Below are 18,071 nucleotides of genomic sequence, written 5' to 3' on the forward strand. Positions count from 1 at the left end.
GCCGAAGGCGGGTGATTCCTCTTGGCCCTCTCTCCCCAAGGCTCGTCGCGCAGGCCGGTCTTATATGCACAACCCTCTGATAGGCCGACAATCAGAAATTTTTTGGCACATCATTTCAGTTTTGTCTGCAAGGAGTTGCATTTTTGCTGTAGCGACAATCTTCTATGGAGCGTAACAGCAAAAATGCAAACCGCAGCAGACGGCAAAAAATTTCGTCGGTCTATCAGAGGGTTGTGCGAATGCCTCGCATGATGTGCGACTACACGTTTCACGCCTACTTCTGCCGCGCTATATTTAAGACGATACCGATCGCCGCCATATTAATAACGAGCGACGAGCCGCCGTAACTCATAAAAGGCAAAGGCAGGCCGACGACCGGAGACATGCCGATGTTCATCGCGACATTGATGAAGGCATGGAAAAAGATGAGCGCAGCCACGCCCGCCGCCAGGAGACGGCCGAAGATGTCGCGCGAAAGGGCGGCAACCCTCAGGATCATGATGATGAGGATCGCATACATCACCACAAGAAAAAAACTGCCCAAAAACCCCCACTCCTCCCCCCATACGGAAAAAATGAAATCCGTGTGCCGTTCCGCCAGGAAATTAAGCTGGCTTTGGGTGCCGCTCATCCATCCTTTTCCGAAAAAACGGCCGGAGCCGATGGCGATCTTCGACTGAATGATCGTGTATCCCGCGCCCAAAGGATCGATATTCGGATTCAAAAACACCAAAAGGCGGGATCTTTGATAGTCTTTCAGCACATGCCAGAAAAGCGGCAAAGAGGCCAAGCCGGCAACAGCCGCGCCTGCCAAATAACGCAGGCGGACCTCGGCCAGGAAAGCGATCGTAGCAAAAATGAAGAGATAGACGATCGCCGTACCCAGATCGGGCTGCAAAAGGACCAGACCCGTCGGTAGCAGCGTGATGCCGAGCGGCAGAAGCAAGCCCCGAAAGCATCCCAGCGACTGCGGCTGGGCCTGCAGCTCCTCGCCTGTCTTGATGCTGAAATAGCCGGCCAAGACCAAAATGAGCGCAAACTTCCCTAGCTCCGACGGCTGAAAAGAGAATTCCCCCAGGGATATCCAGCGTTGGGCGCCCATGATCGCCCTGCCGGAAAAAAGGACATGGGCCAACGTCACCACGCTGACGACATACAAAGGCACGCCCCACCCCTTGAACGACCTGTAGTCATGACGTGAAGCCAAAAGCAGAACTCCCCAGCCCACGCCGACCCACAGCAGCTGTTTGACGAAGATATCTTTTTTGACAAACTCCCCTTTTTGATGGCAGCTCGAAAAAAGGCAAAGGATGCCGAAAAACAAAATCAAAAACACGACGATAACGATGACCTTCTGCGGCCTGGCCGTCATCATGACAGTTTCCCTCTCTTTTGGGCCTCTTCAAACAGGTCGCGCGCCAAGACGCAGGCATAATGGCTGCTGCCGACATTCTCCAGAAGCACGCAGAACGCGTAGCGGGGCCGGCTCAGCGGAAAAAATCCGGCCACCCAGCCATGCGACTCTTTTCCGTAAACCTGAGCTGTCCCCGTCTTGGCGCAGATCTCAAGGCCGGGGATTTCCAGCACGTGCGCCGTGCCGCTCTCAAGCGACACAGGATAACGCAGGGCCTTGCGCACCATATCCAGATACTCCGGGGATATCCTGACGGGCTTGGGCGCTGCCACAGAGACTTCCCTGCCCGCAACGGCCTTGGTCACATGGGGAACAGGCAGATATCCTCCGTTGCCGACAGCGGCCATCATGCGCGCCAACTGCAGAGGTGTCGTAAGGACAAAACCCTGACCAATGGAAAAGTTTGCCGTGTCGCCGTCATACCAGCCCTCGAACTTCGTCAGGCGCTTCCAAAGACGACTGGGGATAAAACCCGATGCCTCGTGGGTCAAATCGATCCCTGTCGGCTGCGAAAGACCGAATTCCTGCGCCGTATGCGACAGAAGATCCGGACCTGCCAACAACCCCAGTTGATAAAAATAAACGTCGCAGGAATGAGCTATGGCGGCATTGAAATCCTGCGCGCCGTGCGTCGACCAGCACTTAAAAAAACGGTTGCCGATCCTCATCTGGCCCTGGCACACATATGCCGTGACAAGCGAAACACCTTTGTCGGCCTGCAGGGCGGCGGAGGCCGTGACGACCTTAAAAATGGACCCCGGGGGAAACTGACCGCTCGTCACGCGGTTGAACAACGGCGCATCGTCGCTGGTCAAATAATAATTCATGGCGCGCCGGTCGCTGCGATCCACGAACACGTTGGGATCAAAAGCCGGGGCGCTGCTGAGCACCAGCACCTCCCCTGTCTGGGCGTCCATGACGATCACGGCGCCCTTTTTACCCTGAAGGAGGTTGTCCGCGATCTGCTGAAGCTCCAGATCGATCGTCAACGTCACATCTTCGCCGGCCACGGGCGGTTTATACCCCAGAAGCCTGACCTGGCGGCCCCTATTGTCCACCTCGATCTGGCGTCCGCCTTTCTGGCCCCGCATATAGATGTCCAAGCGCTCCTCAACGCCGCTGTATCCGACGTTATCCTTGATGTCATAGCCGTAATCCTTGAGGCGCGTGATGCGGCTTTTGTCGATCTCGCCCAGATAGCCCAGCACATGGGCCGCCGTCGTGCCGAAAGGATAATGCCGGCGGCTGTTGAGCTCGACGGCGACGCCCCGCAGGTCCAGCTTTTTCTCTTCCAGCATGATGGCCGTCGATTTGGGGATCCCTTCGGCGATGACGACGGGCGTAAAAGGATTAAGATAGCCCCTGGCATAACGTTCCTCGATTTCCGAAGGATCCAAAGACAGGATAGGCGCCAGACGGCTGAACACATCGTTTTTGTCTTTCAGCTCCTGCGGCATGATGACGGCGTCGAACGACAACACGTTGTCCACGATCACCTGTTGATGACGATCCAGGATACGGCCCCTGTAAGGTTCCTCAGGGATAAGGCGGATGGTATTGCGCAGACTCAACTCATAATAGCGGCCGCCGCCGATCAGCTGAACGACCAAGAGGCCGCAGAGCAAAAGAAAAAAACAAACCAAAAGCGTTATTCCGTAGATTCGGGTTCGCATTTTTTAAAAAAGAGGAGAAATGGATAGCCCAGGAGCGTCGTGCCGAGCGCCTGCAGGAAGGTCCGGCCGAAAAAACGGGCATATGACACCAAAGGGCCTGCGCCCAGAAAAGGACGCAGGATAAAAACCAGGTGGTTATTCAAAAGCTGGCCCGCAAAAACCACGGGAAAGACAATCTTCCAGTTGTGGCGATACAGAACGCGGACCAGGAAGGCCACGCCGAAAACCGTCAGGACGTAGGACATCATATAGACACCGAAGACATCTGTCCCGAAAGCGTCCCTCCAGAAACCGCACCACAAGGCGTAACCCACGCAGCCCCGGGCGTCGAAATGATGCAAAAAAGTATAGACCATGGCGGCGGCCAACAAAGGATCAGACAACAGCCAGGGCAGGCACAGAAAACGATGCCATGCGAATTCCGCCAGGACCAAGACAGGAATGACAAGAAATTTAATCATGTTTGAAAGACGTGACGATGAGCACCTCGTCCAGGCAGGAAAGGTTCAGGACGGGCTCGATGACCGCAAACTTACTCAGACCGCTGGACTCCATGCCGACCATCTTGACGCGGCCGATCGGGATGCCGGCCGGGTATGTCATATTCAGGCCGCTTGTCACGATAAGGTCTCCCTCGACCACATCGCTGTTCACATCCAAGAAGCGCAGCTTGCATTTGCCGTCCAGGCTTCCGGAAACCAGCCCCTGTTCGCCGCTGCGCGCGTCTTTCGCGGGTACCGACAGATCGGGGTCGTTTAAGAGGATGACCTTACAGGAGAATTGCCCGGTCTCAAGGACCTTGCCTACCAGCCCGGCGGCGGTTATGACCGGCGCATACGTCTTGACACCTGCCGCCCGCCCCTTGTCTAAGACAAGATAAGACCGGAAAACGCCGAAATCGCGTCCGATAACGGATGCGGGGGTCGTCTCATAATCGAGCTTCTGCCGCAGATCCAGCAAGTCGCGCAGGCGCGTATTTTCCTTGCGAAGCTCTTCGGATTCGAGCAATGCCTTTTTGAGACCGCCGTTCTCACGGACAAGTTTTTTGCCGTCCCAATAACTTTTATGGAAAAGCAACAACGCCCTGGCCTCCTGGCCTGCGGCATCCAAAGCCATGAGAGGAAGCTTGGCCGCGTCCGAAAAGATCTGACGCATCACATAAGGCGAATGGCGGAACGAGAGAAAAACAAGAAGGGACAGAAGGACGACGATGAAGAAATAGCCTATGAACTTTCTATTGGCGAGAAACACATCCGTGTCAACGTTACAGCGGGAGAGATCAAACGGTCTCTGCCCGCTTCAGGGACGGCATTTATAAGGCGCTTTCCGTCTTGGTCACGACGGTCACGTCGCGCAAGTAGCGGCTCTCAAGCTCAAGGATTTTGCCTGTTCCCTGGGCCACGGCTGTCACAGGATCGTCGGCGATATGGACGGGAAGGCCCGTCTCTTCGGCGATCAGGCGGTCCAGGCCGCGCAATTGAGACCCGCCTCCGGCCAGGACAATACCGCGATCGATCAGATCGGCCGCCAGCTCTGGCGGCGTCCTCTCGAGCGCGATCTTTGCCGAATCCACGATCGCCCTCACGGGCTCGGCGATCGCATCCCTCACCTCTTCGGACGTGATCGTCACCATCTTCGGCAACCCCGCGACAAGGTCGCGGCCGCGGACCTCAAGGCTCAACTCTTCTTCCAGGGGATACGCCGAACCGATCTTTATCTTGATCTCTTCAGCCGTGCGCTCACCGATCATCAGGTTATAATTTTTTTTGAGATATTCCACGACCGCCGTGTCCAGCTCATCTCCGGCGATCCTGATGGACTTCGAAAAGACGATGCCCGACAGCGAGATCACGGCCACCTCGGTCGTTCCCCCGCCGATGTCCACGATCATGTTGCCTGCCGGCTCATGAATAGGCAGGCCCACGCCGATGGCCGCCGCCAGAGGCTCCTCGACCAAATGGACCTCCCTGGCGCCGGCGCGCAGAGCCGAATCTTTGACAGCCCGACGCTCGACCTCGGTGATGCCGGAAGGAATTGCGATCACCATGCGCGGAGAAACCAGCACGCGGCGGCGATGGATCTTCTTGATGAAATACCGCAGCATCGCCTCGGTGATATCGAAATCTGCTATGACGCCGTCCTTCATGGGTCTGATGGCCAGGATATTTCCTGGCGTACGGCCCAACATCTTCTTGGCCTCATCACCAACCGCCAGGACGCGGTTAACAGTAGCTCCCTTCTTGAGGGCCACAACCGACGGCTCGCACAAAACGATCCCTTCGTTCTTCACATACACAAGGGTCGTAGCCGTCCCCAAATCGATGCCCATATCATTGGAAAACAAACCAGATACGTAATTAAACGTCCTCTTGGGTAATTTGGATAATTGTGTCATGTTTAATAGGGTTGGTGGTTTGGGTCGATTTTTTAAATATTAACAGAGGCGACAGGGGCTGTCAATAAATATTTCCCCCACAAGACCCAGCGAAAATCCTGCCCAAAATCCTCTGTAACAGGAATCAAACTTCTTATCTGGCAATCAGATGTTTAAATACGCTGAAATATTCCGGAAAAGACTTACCGACGCACGCAGGATCGTCCAGGGAAGAGACTCCGGAGGCAGCCAAAGCCGCCACATACATGCTCATGGCTGTTCTGTGATCGCCAAAACTCCTGAAATGTGCCCCTTTAATTCCGCCTGACCCTGTAATCACGATATCTTCTCTGCCTGCAGCGACTTTCGTGCCAATCTTAACGCCCGCCCTTTTAAGATTCCAGCTCATGGACCGAATGCGGTCCGTCTCTTTGACGCGCAGCTCTCCCGCCCCTTCAATGACAGTCCGGCCTTCGGCCAAAGAAGCAGCAACCATAAGGACAGGCAATTCATCGATCAGGCTCGGTATCTCCGCAGACCTGATCCTCGTTCCGCAAAGCCTGCTGAAACGGATATCCAGGTCTGCCGCCGGCTCATAGCCCTTCTGTCTGGAGACGAGACGGATACGCCCTCCCATCCTCTGCAAAACCCGGATAGCACCTGTGCGCGTAGGATTGACACCCACGTGCTTTAAGACAAGGCGCGACCCTTTAAGCACTAACGCAGCTACGATAAAAAATGCGGCGCTCGAAATATCGCCAGGCACAATCACAAAACCCGGAGAGGTCAATTCTCCCCCCTTGACCACGATGCCGCCACCGGACATGCGAAGATCGGCCCCGAAAAATCTCAGCATCCGTTCGGTATGATCCCGTGTCATCACGGCCTCATGGACGCATGTTTCTCCCTGGGCAAATAATCCTGCCAAAAGAAGCGCCGACTTAACCTGGGCGCTGGCCACTTCCTGTCTCCAACATATGCCGTGAAGAACAGACGGCCGGATCGAGACCGGCAGATAATCTTTCCCTCCTTTACGACGGGCCTGGATCCCGGCCCCCATCAAGCTTAAAGGCTTGATGACACGCGCCATCGGCCGCTTCAAAAGCGAAGGCGCGCCTGTCAGGCGTGAAGCAAACCCCTGACCTGCCAAAAGCCCCATAAGCATGCGCGCGCTCGTCCCGGATTCGTTCATGTTCAAGGAACCCATCGGCGGACACAACACACCAGAGGAATCGATGACCACGCGATGCTCGCGCCTGAATATCCTGACGCCGACCCCCATGGCCTTTAAGGCACTCAAGGTCACAAGACAATCGTCGGAAAAAAGGAACCGGCGGATCTCCGTCCTTCCCTTGGCGAGAGACGACAGGATCGCCGCGCGGTGGGAAATAGACTTGTCTCCGGGAAGCTCTGCGGTCCCGTGGATCGCCTTACAAGGTTTGATGATCATGGTTTTCATTGAGCTAGAATTATAACACGAAAAAGGACGGCCAGTCTATATCTAGTAGAAAAGGGCAAAACACGCATCACAGATAACAGAAAACAGCGCACAGATGACAGACAATGACGCCAAGGAAAGACCATAAAAACAGGATCTGCCGGCACCAGACCGCGCTAGTCGACCTTCAAGCCGGGCATGGCTTTTTTCATTTCCGGGGGCAAAGGGGAAGAGAACTCGACGGGCTCTTTTGTTGCCGGATGCTCGAAACCGAGATCTTTGGCATGCAGGGCCAGGCGGGAGAAATTCTTTTTGCGGCCGTAAACGGTGTCACCAAGGATAGGGTGCCCCAGGTAGGACATGTGCACACGCAATTGGTGCGTCCGGCCCGTTTCCGGGAGAAGCTCGACGGCCGTATAATCCTTGAACCGCCCCAGCACACGATAGAAGGTGCGGGCCTCCTTGGCCTCATCGGAAAAACTGACGGACATCTTCTGGCGGTCAATGGCATGCCGCTTGAGGGGCACGTCGACGATGCCTTCGTCAAAAGGAACGCTGCCTTCCACAAGGGCGATGTAGCGCCGGCGGATCGAATGCTTCTTGAACTGCCTGACCAGATTCAGATGCGCCTGATTGTTTTTCGCCGCAACCATGACGCCGGACGTTTCCTTGTCGAGGCGATGCACGATGCCGGGCCGTTCCTTGCTGATGCTTGAAAGTTCACCGCAATGGTACAAGAGGGCATGGACCAATGTATGGGTTTCCTGACCAGCGCCGGGATGCACGACCATGCCCGTCGGTTTATTGATCACAATGACATCGTTGTCTTCATAGAGAATATCCAGCGGAATGTCTTGGCCCAGGATCTGTGTCTGCTGAACTTGCGGCGTCTCCCACGAAAGTTCATCCCTGGCCTTGAGCCGGTAATGCGGCTTGGCGGCCTGACCGTTGACAAAAACCTTCCCCTTAAGGATCCAGTCTTTGATAAAAGTCCTGGAGAAATCAGGCTCGGATTTTGCCAGAAAAATATCCAGCCGTGTATTCACGGCCTCTTCCGAGATCGCTGCCTGTTTCAGGGTCATATGCCCTCCCCTTGGCGGGACTTGTCATGCATTTTTTGTCGAAGGCTTTTTATGCCTGGCAAAAGCCAACGTATACACAAGGATACCCGCGGTCGCAAGACCCAGGCTTATCCACTGGTAAATGCTTAAACCGCTGTAGAAAGGCCTCTCATCCCCACGCAGGAATTCCATAAGAAATCGCTGGAGGGCCGCCAGAAACAGATAGAGACCGAACAGCTGTCCCGGCTTCTGCCCCCGGATAAGCCGCAAGGCCGCATAGACGAAAAGAAGACTCAGGGCATCGACGATCTGGGAAGGAAAAAGCACGCGGCCGTGGGCAGGAAAAAAAAGACCATGCACGGACGGTTTGCCGTAACAACAGCCGTTAAAAAAACAGCCGATGCGGCCGATGGCCTGCGCCAGAGCCAGATACGGCGCGCAAAGATCGGCCACGGCGGGAATCGAGAGATGTTTTTTCTTCAAAAATAAAACACCACACAGCATCGCTCCTATCAAGCCGCCGTACCATACCAGGCCGCCGTGATACAACCTAACGACTTCCAGGGGATCCGGCGAGAATTCGCTCCAGTTGAGGACAACGTAAAAAATGCGCGCGCTCAGGATCCCGCACACCAACGTAAAAATCAAAAAATTTCCGATGACTTCAGGATCGAAACCCAGACGCGCCGCCTGACGCGTCACTAACCATGTCGCCACAAGAAACGCGATCGCCACGAAAACGCCGTAGGTATAGATCGTGAATAACCGGCAGCTATAGATGACTGGAGCCATGCTGCTTGCCTTTCTCGTGAAGAAAAATCTTCAGAAACAAAACCGCCCCGCCGGCCGTAATGGCGGAATCCGCCACGTTAAAAACAGGCCAGATACGAAAATCCAGGAAATCGATCACATAGGAATAGCGTAACCGGTCTATCAGGTTACCGACAGCCCCTCCGAGGATCAGGCCGAACGAGAGGCATAGCCAGCCGTCGATCGCGGAAAGGCCGAAAACCTTATTCAACAGGCGTTTGCTTTTTAGCATCGCAACGATCATCGCCATGCAAAAAACAGTCGTCAGGATAAGAAAAACAGCGCCGCCCTTCCACAAGCCGAAAGCCGCGCCCGTATTGTGGACAAGGGTCAGATGAAAAACCTGGGGAATGACCGGATGGGTATCGATGGCACAGAGGTACGTCTCGGCGGCCGACTTGGTAAGCCGGTCCAGCGCGACAACTCCGACAGCGATGAGGATCACTTGGAGAATAGGCATCCGGCGAAAAGTGAAGTTCCGCTAAAAAAAGTCTGCGGTTTCTTCTTCGGTGCCAAGCGAAATGAAAAGGGATCGCCGACCTGTTTGCAACACAGGCTTATCGGCGGAGCTTCACCTTTTTTCTTTGGCTTGCTGACACTTCAGGCACAACGTCGTGTAAGGAACGGCCTTGAGCCGAACCTTGGAGATGGGTTTCTTGCAGGATTCGCACAAACCAAAACGGCCTTCCTGAAGTTTCTGGAGGGCATAGTTGATTTCCATGAGGACGCCGCGCTCCTTGGAAGCCAGCCCCAGCGAGAATTCGCGGTCATAATTATCCGTGGCCACGTCGGCCATGTGGAAGGTGTAGCCGGAGATATCGCCGGAGGCATCCTTCTGGGATTTCTTAAGCGTCTCTTCTGAAATTTGCGAGATGTCGCCAAGGATGTCTTCGCGCTTTTCCAAAAGGAGCTTCTTATAGAACTCAGAGGTCTTTTTGTCCATTTTACCTTGCTTGGCAGTCTTTCTCTTTTGCATGTCTGTGGCTCCCTGTTTCACCGGCAGGCAGAGTTTACGTTGCGATGTCTTTTGAAAACTGTTCAATTATATATTGAATAAAAACAAATGGCAATCTTTTTTTAATGAGGGCATGACTTAGCGAGCCGATGGCCGTAGGCGGCGAAGCTAAGTCATAAGCCCGAATTAATCCCCCCGGCAGCGCCTTCCCGGGGGCTCCCTCCCGAGGCAGCACCGTATTCCTCCCCGGCTTTTCCCGCTCCATAATCGTTTGTCCAGCGGGATCCCGCAAGGCAGGAAAAGCCGGGGATTCCTGCCGAGGGAATGAGGGCATGACTTAGGGAGCCGATGGCCGTAGGCGGCGAAGCTAAGTCATAAGCCCGAATTTTGAGCACCGAAATTTTCTATCTAGCGAAATCCCGCTCGGCGGGAAAACCCGCCGACGGCCGCTATCAGAGCGTCATCGGCCGTCCGCCGAAGAAGTGATAGTGGACGTTTTAGTGGCGGGTGGATCACTGAGGCATGACTTTATAAAATACAAACCCGCGCCCTTCCGCGCCTCATCCCCGGATTGCCTGCACGCAACGGCCGCAGATGCCCGGATAGGCCGCATCAACGTCGGTGTCCTGGGTATAATTCCAGCAGCGGCTGCACTTTTTCCCTTCAGCATGCACAACGCTGATGGCAAACGGAGCTCCCAGAGACGCATCGGTTTTGAGCTCAACGCATGAGACGATGAAAAAATAACGCAGCTGCTGCGCAAAACGGAAGAAAACCTCGGACGCCTGCTTGTCTTTAAAGGTCAGGATGACCTTGGCTTCAAGAGAGCTTCCGATCTTGCCCTTTGTCCTTTCCTCTTCCAGCGATTTAAGGACAGCCGGCCGTATCTCCAAAATTTTGTCGATGTCTTTGTTTGTGCCGTTTTCTGTCTCTGCGCCGTCGAAGGCCGGCCAGGAAGACAAATGTACGCTCTCCGCAACTTCGCCTTTGCGATGACGCATGGAGCGATAAATCTCCTCGCTCGTAAAAGGCAACACCGGCGCCAGCATCCTCGTCAAAGCGTCGAGAATGTCATAGATCACCGTCTGCGCCGAACGCCGCTCTTTCGAGCGCCTGCCCGCCGTATACAGCCTGTCCTTGAGGATGTCGAGATACACCGACGACATCTCCTCATTGCAAAAAGCAAAGAGCTTCTGGAACACATGATAAAAGAGATAGCTGTCGTAGGCCCGCGTGACGCCGTCGACCAGCTGCGACAGGCGCGAAAGCGCCCATCGGTCGATGTCGCAAAGCTCCTGACGGCCCAGGCGGTCTGCATCCGGATCGAAATCGTTCAGATTACCGAGGATAAAGCGCGCCGTATTGCGGATCTTGCGATAAGCATCGGCGGTGAAATTCAGGATCTCCTTGGAGATACGCACATCCTCGTTATAGTCGCTCGACAGGACCCAGAGCCTCAGGATATCGGCGCCAAAGTCCTTGATGATCTCCTGCGGGGAGATCACATTGCCCAAAGACTTGGACATCTTGCGGCCTTGCGCATCGACGACAAATCCGTGAGTCAAGACGGTTTTGAAAGGCGGCTGGCGGTCGATGGCTTGCGACGGGATCAAGGACGCCTGGAACCAGCCGCGGTGCTGGTCGGACCCTTCCAGATACAGGTCTGCCGGCAGCTTGAGGCCCGGCGCATTCTTGAGAACCGCCTGATGGCTGACCCCGGAATCGAACCACACGTCGAGGATGTCCGTCGATTTGTCAAAGGCCGAAGAGCCGCAGGCACAACGCAGATCCTTCGGCAAGAATTCTGCGACGTCGCTCTTGAACCAGATGTCCGTCCCCTCGGCAGCGACGCGGGCCGCGAGCTTTTCGATCAGGCGCGCATCCAGGATATGGTTACGACAAACGCGGCAGACAACGGCCGGGATAGGCACGCCCCAGTAACGCTGGCGCGACAGGCACCAATCAGGCCTGTTCTCGACCATGGCCGAGATGCGCTCACGCCCCGACGCCGGCACCCAGGCGACCTGGTCGCGGATCACGCCGAGCAGATCCTGCCTGAGGCCCTTATGATCGATCTTGAGAAACCACTGCTGTGTCGCGCGGAAGATGACCGGCTGTTTGCACCGCCAACAATGCGGATAGGTATGCGTGATCTTGGACGCCAACTTCAGGTATCCAAGATCCGAAAGTTTCTGAATGATGCCGGCATTGGCGTCAAAAACGCGCTGACCTGAAAAATCCGCTACATCCGGCAGGAAACGGCCGCGCTCGTCAACGGGCATGACGACGTCGAGATGATACTTCTGCCCCGTCATAAAATCTTCCTGGCCGTGGCCCGGCGCGGTATGCACGCATCCAGTACCATCCTCCCTGGAGACATAATCCGCCAAGACAACGCGGCCTTCCCGCAGCCCGAAAGGATGGCGATACACAAGACCTTCAAGCTCTTTGCCAAGAAAACGCTTAACGACGCGCGGTTCGCCGTCCGATTCAAATTTTTCTCTCAGCGAAGTCTCAAAAAGATCGCGCGCCACAATCATATGCTCGCCTATCTTAAAATCCACAAGAACATATTCCATATCCGGATGCACGGCGACGGCCACATTGGCGATAAGCGTCCACGGCGTCGTCGTCCAGATACAGATGGTCGGCGGCTTTTTTCCTTCAAAAGAAATACCCAAATTCTGCGCATGTTCCTCGTTTTTTAGTTCGAATTTCACGTAGATGGAATCCGATTCATGATTCTCGTATTCCACCTCGGCCTCGGCCAGGGCCGTTTCGCAGCGGAAACACCAGTGCACGGGTTTGAGGCCGCGATAGATGTAGCCTTCCTCGACGAGGCGTCCAAAAGACTTCAGGATCGCCTCCTCATATTTCCTGTCAAGGGTCAGATAAGGATGTTCCCAGTCGCCGATGATCCCCAATCTCTTGAATTCGTCCCTCTGGATGGCGACGTATTTCATGGCGTAATCGTAGGCCATCATGCGGAAGGCCACCCGGTCGATCTGGTCTTTATTTTTTTTGAGGTCCTTGAAAAGCTGGTGCTCCACAGGCAAGCCGTGGCAATCCCATCCGGGGATATACGGCGCGTCGTAGCCGCGCAGCGTCTTATACCTGACGATAACGTCCTTGAGGATCTTGTTCAAGGCATGGCCGATATGGATGTGGCCGTTAGCGTAAGGCGGCCCGTCGTGAAGGATGAAGAGTTCGCGGCCCTGGAAGGCACGGCGGATCTTTCCATATAATCCCATTTCCTCCCACCGGGCGAGGGTCTCAGGTTCCCTTGCGCTCAGGTTGGCCTTCATGGAAAAGTCCGTCTGAGGCAAGTTTAATGTCGATTTATAATCCATGGTTTTAAGTTATAAGCCTGAAGCTTTAGATATATTTACCTATAATGGGCTTGAGGTCCTTTTTGATTTTTGCGGAAATCGCCTTCTTGTCCGTGACGATCGCGTATTTTAAGGATTCCGAGCATGCACAGGACGATGGGGCCGATCCCAGCCTCCTGACGACCTCACCGACAAGTTTCTTGGAATTCTCGGCATTTTTCCTAAGGTTCGCCACGATCATCTCCACGGTCACCGACTCCTCTGATTCATACCAGCAGTCGTAATCCGTGACGGCGGCGATCGTGGCGTAGCACATCTCTGCCTCGCGGGCCAGCCTCGCCTCAGCCATATTTGTCATGCCGATGATGTCCATGCCCCAGGAACGGTAAAGATGAGACTCGGCCTTTGTCGAAAACGCCGGGCCCTCCATATTCAAATAAGTCCCACCCTTGTGGACGCTGAGGTTCAGGGCCTGCGCCGCACCCCAGATAAGGTCCAGAAGCTCCGGGCAGACGGGCTGGCCGAAACCCACGTGGGCGACGATGCCGTCGCTGAAAAACGTCATGCAGCGGCCGCCGGTGGTCCTATCGACAAACTGATCGGGAAGAACGAAATCAAGAGGCTTGTGTTCTTTCTTTAGCGAGCCGCAAGCAGAGACAGAGATCAGTTTTTCAACACCCAGCTTCTTCATGCCGAAAACATTGGCCCTGTAATTGATCTGCGACGGATTGATCGTATGGGACGAACCGTGGCGCGGCAGGAATACGACATCCACTCCCGCAAGCTGCCCTGTCCTGTAACAATCGGAAGGATCGCCGAATGGCGTCTTGACCCGGACCTCTTTCAATGCCTTCATCCCCTCGATCTTATAAATGCCGCTTCCGCCGATGATGCCGATTTTGGGCATATCTCCCCCTCTTTAAACCCGTCTATATCTTTGCCAATTCGCCCGCCCGGCGGCAAGCCGCGCGGATCGCCTCGGAGAGCCCCTCGGCGGTCTTGTGCCTGGTCACAAACGCCTCCATGCCGGCCTCCGTCGTCCCCCCTTTGGAACAAACCCTTTTGATAAAAATATCCCTGTCGAAATTCTGCAATATCTTCTGTGTGCCTGCCATCGTCTTGTCCACAATGAATTCCGCGGCTGCCGGATCAAAACCAAATGCCAGGGCTTCCTTCACAAAAATATCCCTGACGGTCTCTGAATCCATATCGTCCATCAGATAGGCGATGAAAGCCGGGCCGCTGCCCGCGACCGCCGTAAAGGCATTCATCAACTCTTCTTTGATAAAAACAACACTGCCGACGGACTCAAAGACCCTGGCGGCCGTTTCCTTCTGGGGCTCCGCAACAGCGCCGTTGCAGGAAATCGCCGTCATGCTGGCGCCGACAACGGCATTCAGATTAGGCATGGCGCGCACCAGAGGCACGCGGGAACCTATCCTGGCCGAAAGATACCGAAGCGTCATGCCGGCGGCAATAGAAACGACCAGCTTGTCCCACCGGCCTTTTAAAACATCGAGGACCGTATCAATATCCTGCGGTTTGACGGCGATGATGATCGTCTCGCAGGAATCGACAAGATCATCAAGGCCGGAAACGCCGCGGACACGAAAATGCCTCTCAAGGGCGTTTTGTTTCTGCGTGTCATTGTCAAAAACAAAAATGCGATCGGCCCCCCACGACTTCACAAGATTTTCCGTGAGGGCCGCTCCCATGTTCCCGCATCCAATGATCCCTACGGCCGAATGATGGCTCATCTTTCTTTCCTGCCGCCGAAGATCCCGCGGCCGACACGAACAAGGGTAGCCCCTTCCTCTACGGCAGCCTCGAAATCATCCGTCATGCCCATGGATAATATTCGTAACTCGTAATTCGTAACTCGTAATTCGTTAACCCTGATCAATAACTCCTTCAGCGTCCTGAAATAAGGACGCGCCTCTCCGGGATCATGCACAGCCGGCGCCACCGTCATCAGCCCCTTCACGGACAGATGATCCAAAGATGCCATCTCCTTTAAAGCGCCGGCAACGTCATCCGGCATGAATCCATATTTCGCAGCCTCAGGAGATGTCTTGACCTCCATGAGGACATTCTGGACCTTGCCGATAGCGGCGGCCTGCTTATCGATCTGCCGCGCCAGACGGACACTATCCACAGAGTGAATCAAATCAAAAAGACGGACAGCTTCCCTGGTCTTATTGGTCTGCAGGTGGCCGATCATATGCCAAACTAAGGCGATGCCTCTTGCCGAAGCATAAGCCCGGACATGGTCGTATTTCGAAAGGGCTTCCTGAACCCTGCTTTCGCCGATATGCGTGGTTCCGGCGTCCACGGCCCGGCACATATCTTCCACACTAACATTCTTAGTCACCGCAACAAGCGTGATTTCGGAGGGATCCGTCGCTGCGCGTTGCGCAGCCCGGATTATCCTCTCTTTGACCTCAGAGATGTTCTCGCGGATCATCTTCTTAAAACATCCACCATCTGGCCGCCCTTGCATCTGACTCTGAAACACGGCGGAATTCTATACCGTTACCGTCCTGCGGACTGGTGCAGGGTAACACAAATCCGGCGGAGTGTCAATGAGGGCGCGGCTGCATGAGCACAAACACCGCCCCCGTCTTTGATGCATCCGCCATAAGAACGTTGGCGGGTTTCCCTGCCTTTGGCGGGATTTCGCTAGATAGAAAATTTCGGTACTCAAAATTCGGGCCTATGACTTAGCTTCACCGCCTACGGCCATCGGCCCGCTAAGCCATGCCGTGATTCCATCCGCCACTAATACTTCGACGGATTTCCGCCGGAGGCGGATCAGCCCTGGCCTGTCCCAAAGAGGACAGGCCGAGGCTGAAATTCGGCCTTATAACTTACGTCACCAGAAGCAACGCAACGGTTCCCTGCCTGCCTTGGCCGAAAGCCAAAGGCAGGCGTAAGTTATGGCCTCATTAAAAATAATCGTGATAGAGGTCTGCCAGGTAATCGGCGAGTTTACGCCAGGGACCCTTTTGCCGGGCCTGAAGGAAAAAACAGGAATTACGGTAATCTTCGAGTTGCATCTCCAGCAATCCCACGGCTGAAGCATAGAGAGGTGCCTGAGACAGAGCCAGTTGGCCCGCCTCTCCCCCCGGCAGACCCAGCCGGACCGAAAGCCCCAGCGTCCGTTCCATCCTCTCCAGCAATCCCTCCAAGAGGCTCAGACCTCCCACCACGACGACACCGAAAGAAGAAACATTCTCGACACCGCTATCGAGGATCGCTTTCTTGAGGAGTTCCAGGAATTTATCGATCTCAGGTGCTATGGCTCCGGCGAGCTCCGTCTTCTTGACGGAACGGTAGACATCATCCGACTTGACCATCACTTCTTCAGATTCCTCGCCTTCTGCCGTCAGCTCCAAAGACGTCCTCTTGATCTCGTCTGCAGAAGCCAAGGGAACATGGCAAAAATTTGCGATGATCTCCGTGATATTCTTTCCGCCGAACGAAAGGATACCCAGATGCCGCGCGACCCCTTCCCGGTAAATCACGACGCCCGTCAACGTCTCTCCCACGTCCACCAAAATCGCCCCCTTATCCCTTTCATCCAAAGAGAGAACGGCCTGGGCCGCCGCGATCCCGGAATAAGCGATCATCGTGACATCGCAACCGGCATGCTCGACGGCACGGACGATATTCTCCACATAAGAGGCGGGCGTGCAGACCAACAACAGATCCTCCTGAAGCTTGCGGCCGTGAAGACCAAGCGGATTAAGCGTCATGTTATGGCGATCAACGGAATACCCCTGCGGATACTCGTGCAAAAGGTACTCATCGAGCTCCAGTCCCAGCGTGCGCGCCTGCTGATTGAGACGATCCACATCCCTTTTGGTGATGGTGCGCGTGCCGCGTTCCGCCAAAGCGACGGCCGCCGTGCTGTGCCTGGCCTGGATATAATTCCCATTGATGCTGATGGCCAGACGCGAGATCTTCTGTCCCTGGCGGGCTTCCATGCGCTTTGCGACCTGACGGATGCTGTCCGAAAGAAGCGCCAAGTCATTGACGACCCCCTTAAAAATTCCCTTGGCCGGCATGCTCTCCAAAACAACGTCTTCGAGATGTTCATGGTCAGCCGCTACGCGCGCACTGCTGAGCGTTATCTTCTGCGAACCGATATCGAGAGCATAAAAGACATTGCGCTGTGCCCTCTTTTTGTCCTTCTTTAAAAGTGTCATGGGATGCCTATCGTTTAGGTGTGTCCTTTGTGGCCACTACGGGTTCCTTGGGGCGCAGGTCGATATATTTGATGCGGCTCATATCGCTTGAGATCGTCCTCAAAATCGCCGGCAAGAGCGAAATACGGCTGTCAAAATTCCTGTCTCCGACCTTCACCTCGATAGCCGGGTTCAGATAAAAAGACAATTCATCCGGATCCGCCGCATCCAGGCTTATCACGGACAGAGACATGCCGGGGATGGCTTCGCGGATATCTGCGGCACGCGCTTTCAGGATTTTGGCCAAAACCAAGGCCCTGTGCAGGGCCGCGGAAGAATAAGTCGCGCCCGTTTTAAGCCTGGCCAGCTTGCTGTCCATGCCGGTCAAAAGCGGCAAAGTCGGCGTCTCACCCAGGGACGCCGACCCGACAACGACACCGTTGGCATCCATCATGTAATAAACGTCTCTCTTGATCCAGACAACCGGCAGGCGTTCCTTGGCGACGATCAGAAGCTGCGACGGCAGGATGCGGCGGACGCTGACAGAATAAAAATTGGGGAAACGCCGGCGCGTCCTCTCCGCCAGGTCTGTCACATCCAGGCGGAAAATATTGACACCCACCACGTCATTCTTGATCATTTCCAGATACCGCTGGTCGCCAACCCCTTCGGCACGCAGTTCCCGGATCTTGAAATAATGAGAAGTGGTCACATAATGATGGATGCCTTTGACGATCGCCCAGCCGGAAAGAACGATGGCCGCCAAAGGCAGGACCACAAGAAGGAAAAACGGCCCGCCATTGCTGCTATTCTTTTTTTTCTTCGCCATA

Annotated in this window: 16 protein-coding genes; all 16 read right to left on the reverse strand. The window is 55.0% G+C overall.

Annotated features, from left to right (window positions below; translation table 11 throughout):
* Nucleotides 1–274: 274 nt before the first annotated feature.
* The 16 genes from rodA to BU251_RS05625 all read right to left on the reverse strand — a co-directional run bounded on the left by rodA (nucleotide 275) and on the right by BU251_RS05625 (nucleotide 18,070).
* Nucleotides 275–1,375, reverse strand: coding sequence for a rod shape-determining protein RodA (gene rodA / locus BU251_RS05550; RefSeq protein ID WP_128700013.1), 1,101 nt, complete (start codon nucleotides 1,373–1,375; stop codon nucleotides 275–277).
* Nucleotides 1,372–3,057, reverse strand: coding sequence for a penicillin-binding protein 2 (mrdA, locus tag BU251_RS05555; protein ID WP_164908882.1), 1,686 nt, complete (start codon nucleotides 3,055–3,057; stop codon nucleotides 1,372–1,374). The genes rodA and mrdA overlap by 4 nt, the downstream gene beginning before the upstream one ends.
* Nucleotides 3,058–3,062: 5 nt before the next feature.
* The gene (locus BU251_RS05560; RefSeq protein WP_128700017.1) at nucleotides 3,063–3,548 is read right to left on the reverse strand and encodes a hypothetical protein; all 486 of its coding nucleotides are present in this window, start codon (nucleotides 3,546–3,548) and stop codon (nucleotides 3,063–3,065) included.
* The gene (mreC, locus tag BU251_RS05565) at nucleotides 3,541–4,338 is read right to left on the reverse strand and encodes a rod shape-determining protein MreC (protein ID WP_128700019.1); all 798 of its coding nucleotides are present in this window, start codon (nucleotides 4,336–4,338) and stop codon (nucleotides 3,541–3,543) included. Before mreC ends, BU251_RS05560 begins: the two co-directional genes overlap by 8 nt.
* Before the next feature lie 61 nt (nucleotides 4,339–4,399).
* Nucleotides 4,400–5,482 (reverse strand): rod shape-determining protein, encoded by a 1,083-nt coding sequence (locus BU251_RS05570; protein WP_128700021.1) that lies wholly within the window; start codon nucleotides 5,480–5,482, stop codon nucleotides 4,400–4,402.
* Nucleotides 5,483–5,615: 133 nt separating this feature from the next.
* A complete protein-coding gene (aroA, locus tag BU251_RS05575) occupies nucleotides 5,616–6,911 on the reverse strand; it encodes a 3-phosphoshikimate 1-carboxyvinyltransferase (RefSeq protein WP_228767780.1) in 1,296 nt (431 codons plus the stop codon).
* A gap of 164 nt (nucleotides 6,912–7,075) precedes the next feature.
* A complete protein-coding gene (locus BU251_RS05580; protein ID WP_128700025.1) occupies nucleotides 7,076–7,981 on the reverse strand; it encodes an RluA family pseudouridine synthase in 906 nt (301 codons plus the stop codon).
* Between the two features lie 24 nt (nucleotides 7,982–8,005).
* A complete protein-coding gene (locus BU251_RS05585; protein ID WP_128700027.1) occupies nucleotides 8,006–8,752 on the reverse strand; it encodes a prolipoprotein diacylglyceryl transferase in 747 nt (248 codons plus the stop codon).
* Entirely contained in the window at nucleotides 8,733–9,230 is a 498-nt protein-coding gene (gene lspA / locus BU251_RS05590; RefSeq protein WP_128700029.1) for a signal peptidase II, read from the reverse strand. The genes BU251_RS05585 and lspA overlap by 20 nt, the downstream gene beginning before the upstream one ends.
* 111 nt (nucleotides 9,231–9,341) lie before the next feature.
* Entirely contained in the window at nucleotides 9,342–9,746 is a 405-nt protein-coding gene (locus BU251_RS05595) for a TraR/DksA family transcriptional regulator (RefSeq protein ID WP_128700030.1), read from the reverse strand.
* A 539-nt stretch (nucleotides 9,747–10,285) separates the two neighbouring features.
* Entirely contained in the window at nucleotides 10,286–13,075 is a 2,790-nt protein-coding gene (gene ileS / locus BU251_RS05600; protein ID WP_128700032.1) for an isoleucine--tRNA ligase, read from the reverse strand.
* A 25-nt stretch (nucleotides 13,076–13,100) separates the two neighbouring features.
* Nucleotides 13,101–13,961: an S-methyl-5'-thioadenosine phosphorylase gene (gene mtnP / locus BU251_RS05605; protein ID WP_128700034.1), complete on the reverse strand. Its 861-nt coding sequence runs from the start codon at nucleotides 13,959–13,961 to the stop codon at nucleotides 13,101–13,103.
* Nucleotides 13,962–13,983: 22 nt separating this feature from the next.
* Nucleotides 13,984–14,811 (reverse strand): pyrroline-5-carboxylate reductase, encoded by an 828-nt coding sequence (proC, locus tag BU251_RS05610; RefSeq protein ID WP_128700036.1) that lies wholly within the window; start codon nucleotides 14,809–14,811, stop codon nucleotides 13,984–13,986.
* Nucleotides 14,808–15,518 carry a YggS family pyridoxal phosphate-dependent enzyme gene (locus tag BU251_RS05615; protein WP_164908883.1) on the reverse strand — a complete coding sequence of 237 codons (711 nt, stop codon included), beginning with the start codon at nucleotides 15,516–15,518 and terminating at the stop codon, nucleotides 14,808–14,810. The genes proC and BU251_RS05615 overlap by 4 nt, the downstream gene beginning before the upstream one ends.
* Nucleotides 15,519–15,999: 481 nt before the next feature.
* The gene (gene ftsA / locus BU251_RS05620; RefSeq protein WP_128700040.1) at nucleotides 16,000–17,262 is read right to left on the reverse strand and encodes a cell division protein FtsA; all 1,263 of its coding nucleotides are present in this window, start codon (nucleotides 17,260–17,262) and stop codon (nucleotides 16,000–16,002) included.
* A gap of 7 nt (nucleotides 17,263–17,269) precedes the next feature.
* Complete coding sequence (locus BU251_RS05625) at nucleotides 17,270–18,070, reverse strand: cell division protein FtsQ/DivIB (RefSeq protein WP_128700041.1); 801 nt, start codon at nucleotides 18,068–18,070, stop codon at nucleotides 17,270–17,272.
* Nucleotide 18,071 lies beyond the last annotated feature (1 nt).

It is taken from the genome of Candidatus Velamenicoccus archaeovorus (assembly GCF_004102945.1).
Taxonomy (GTDB): domain Bacteria; phylum Omnitrophota; class Gorgyraeia; order Velamenicoccales; family Velamenicoccaceae; genus Velamenicoccus; species Velamenicoccus archaeovorus.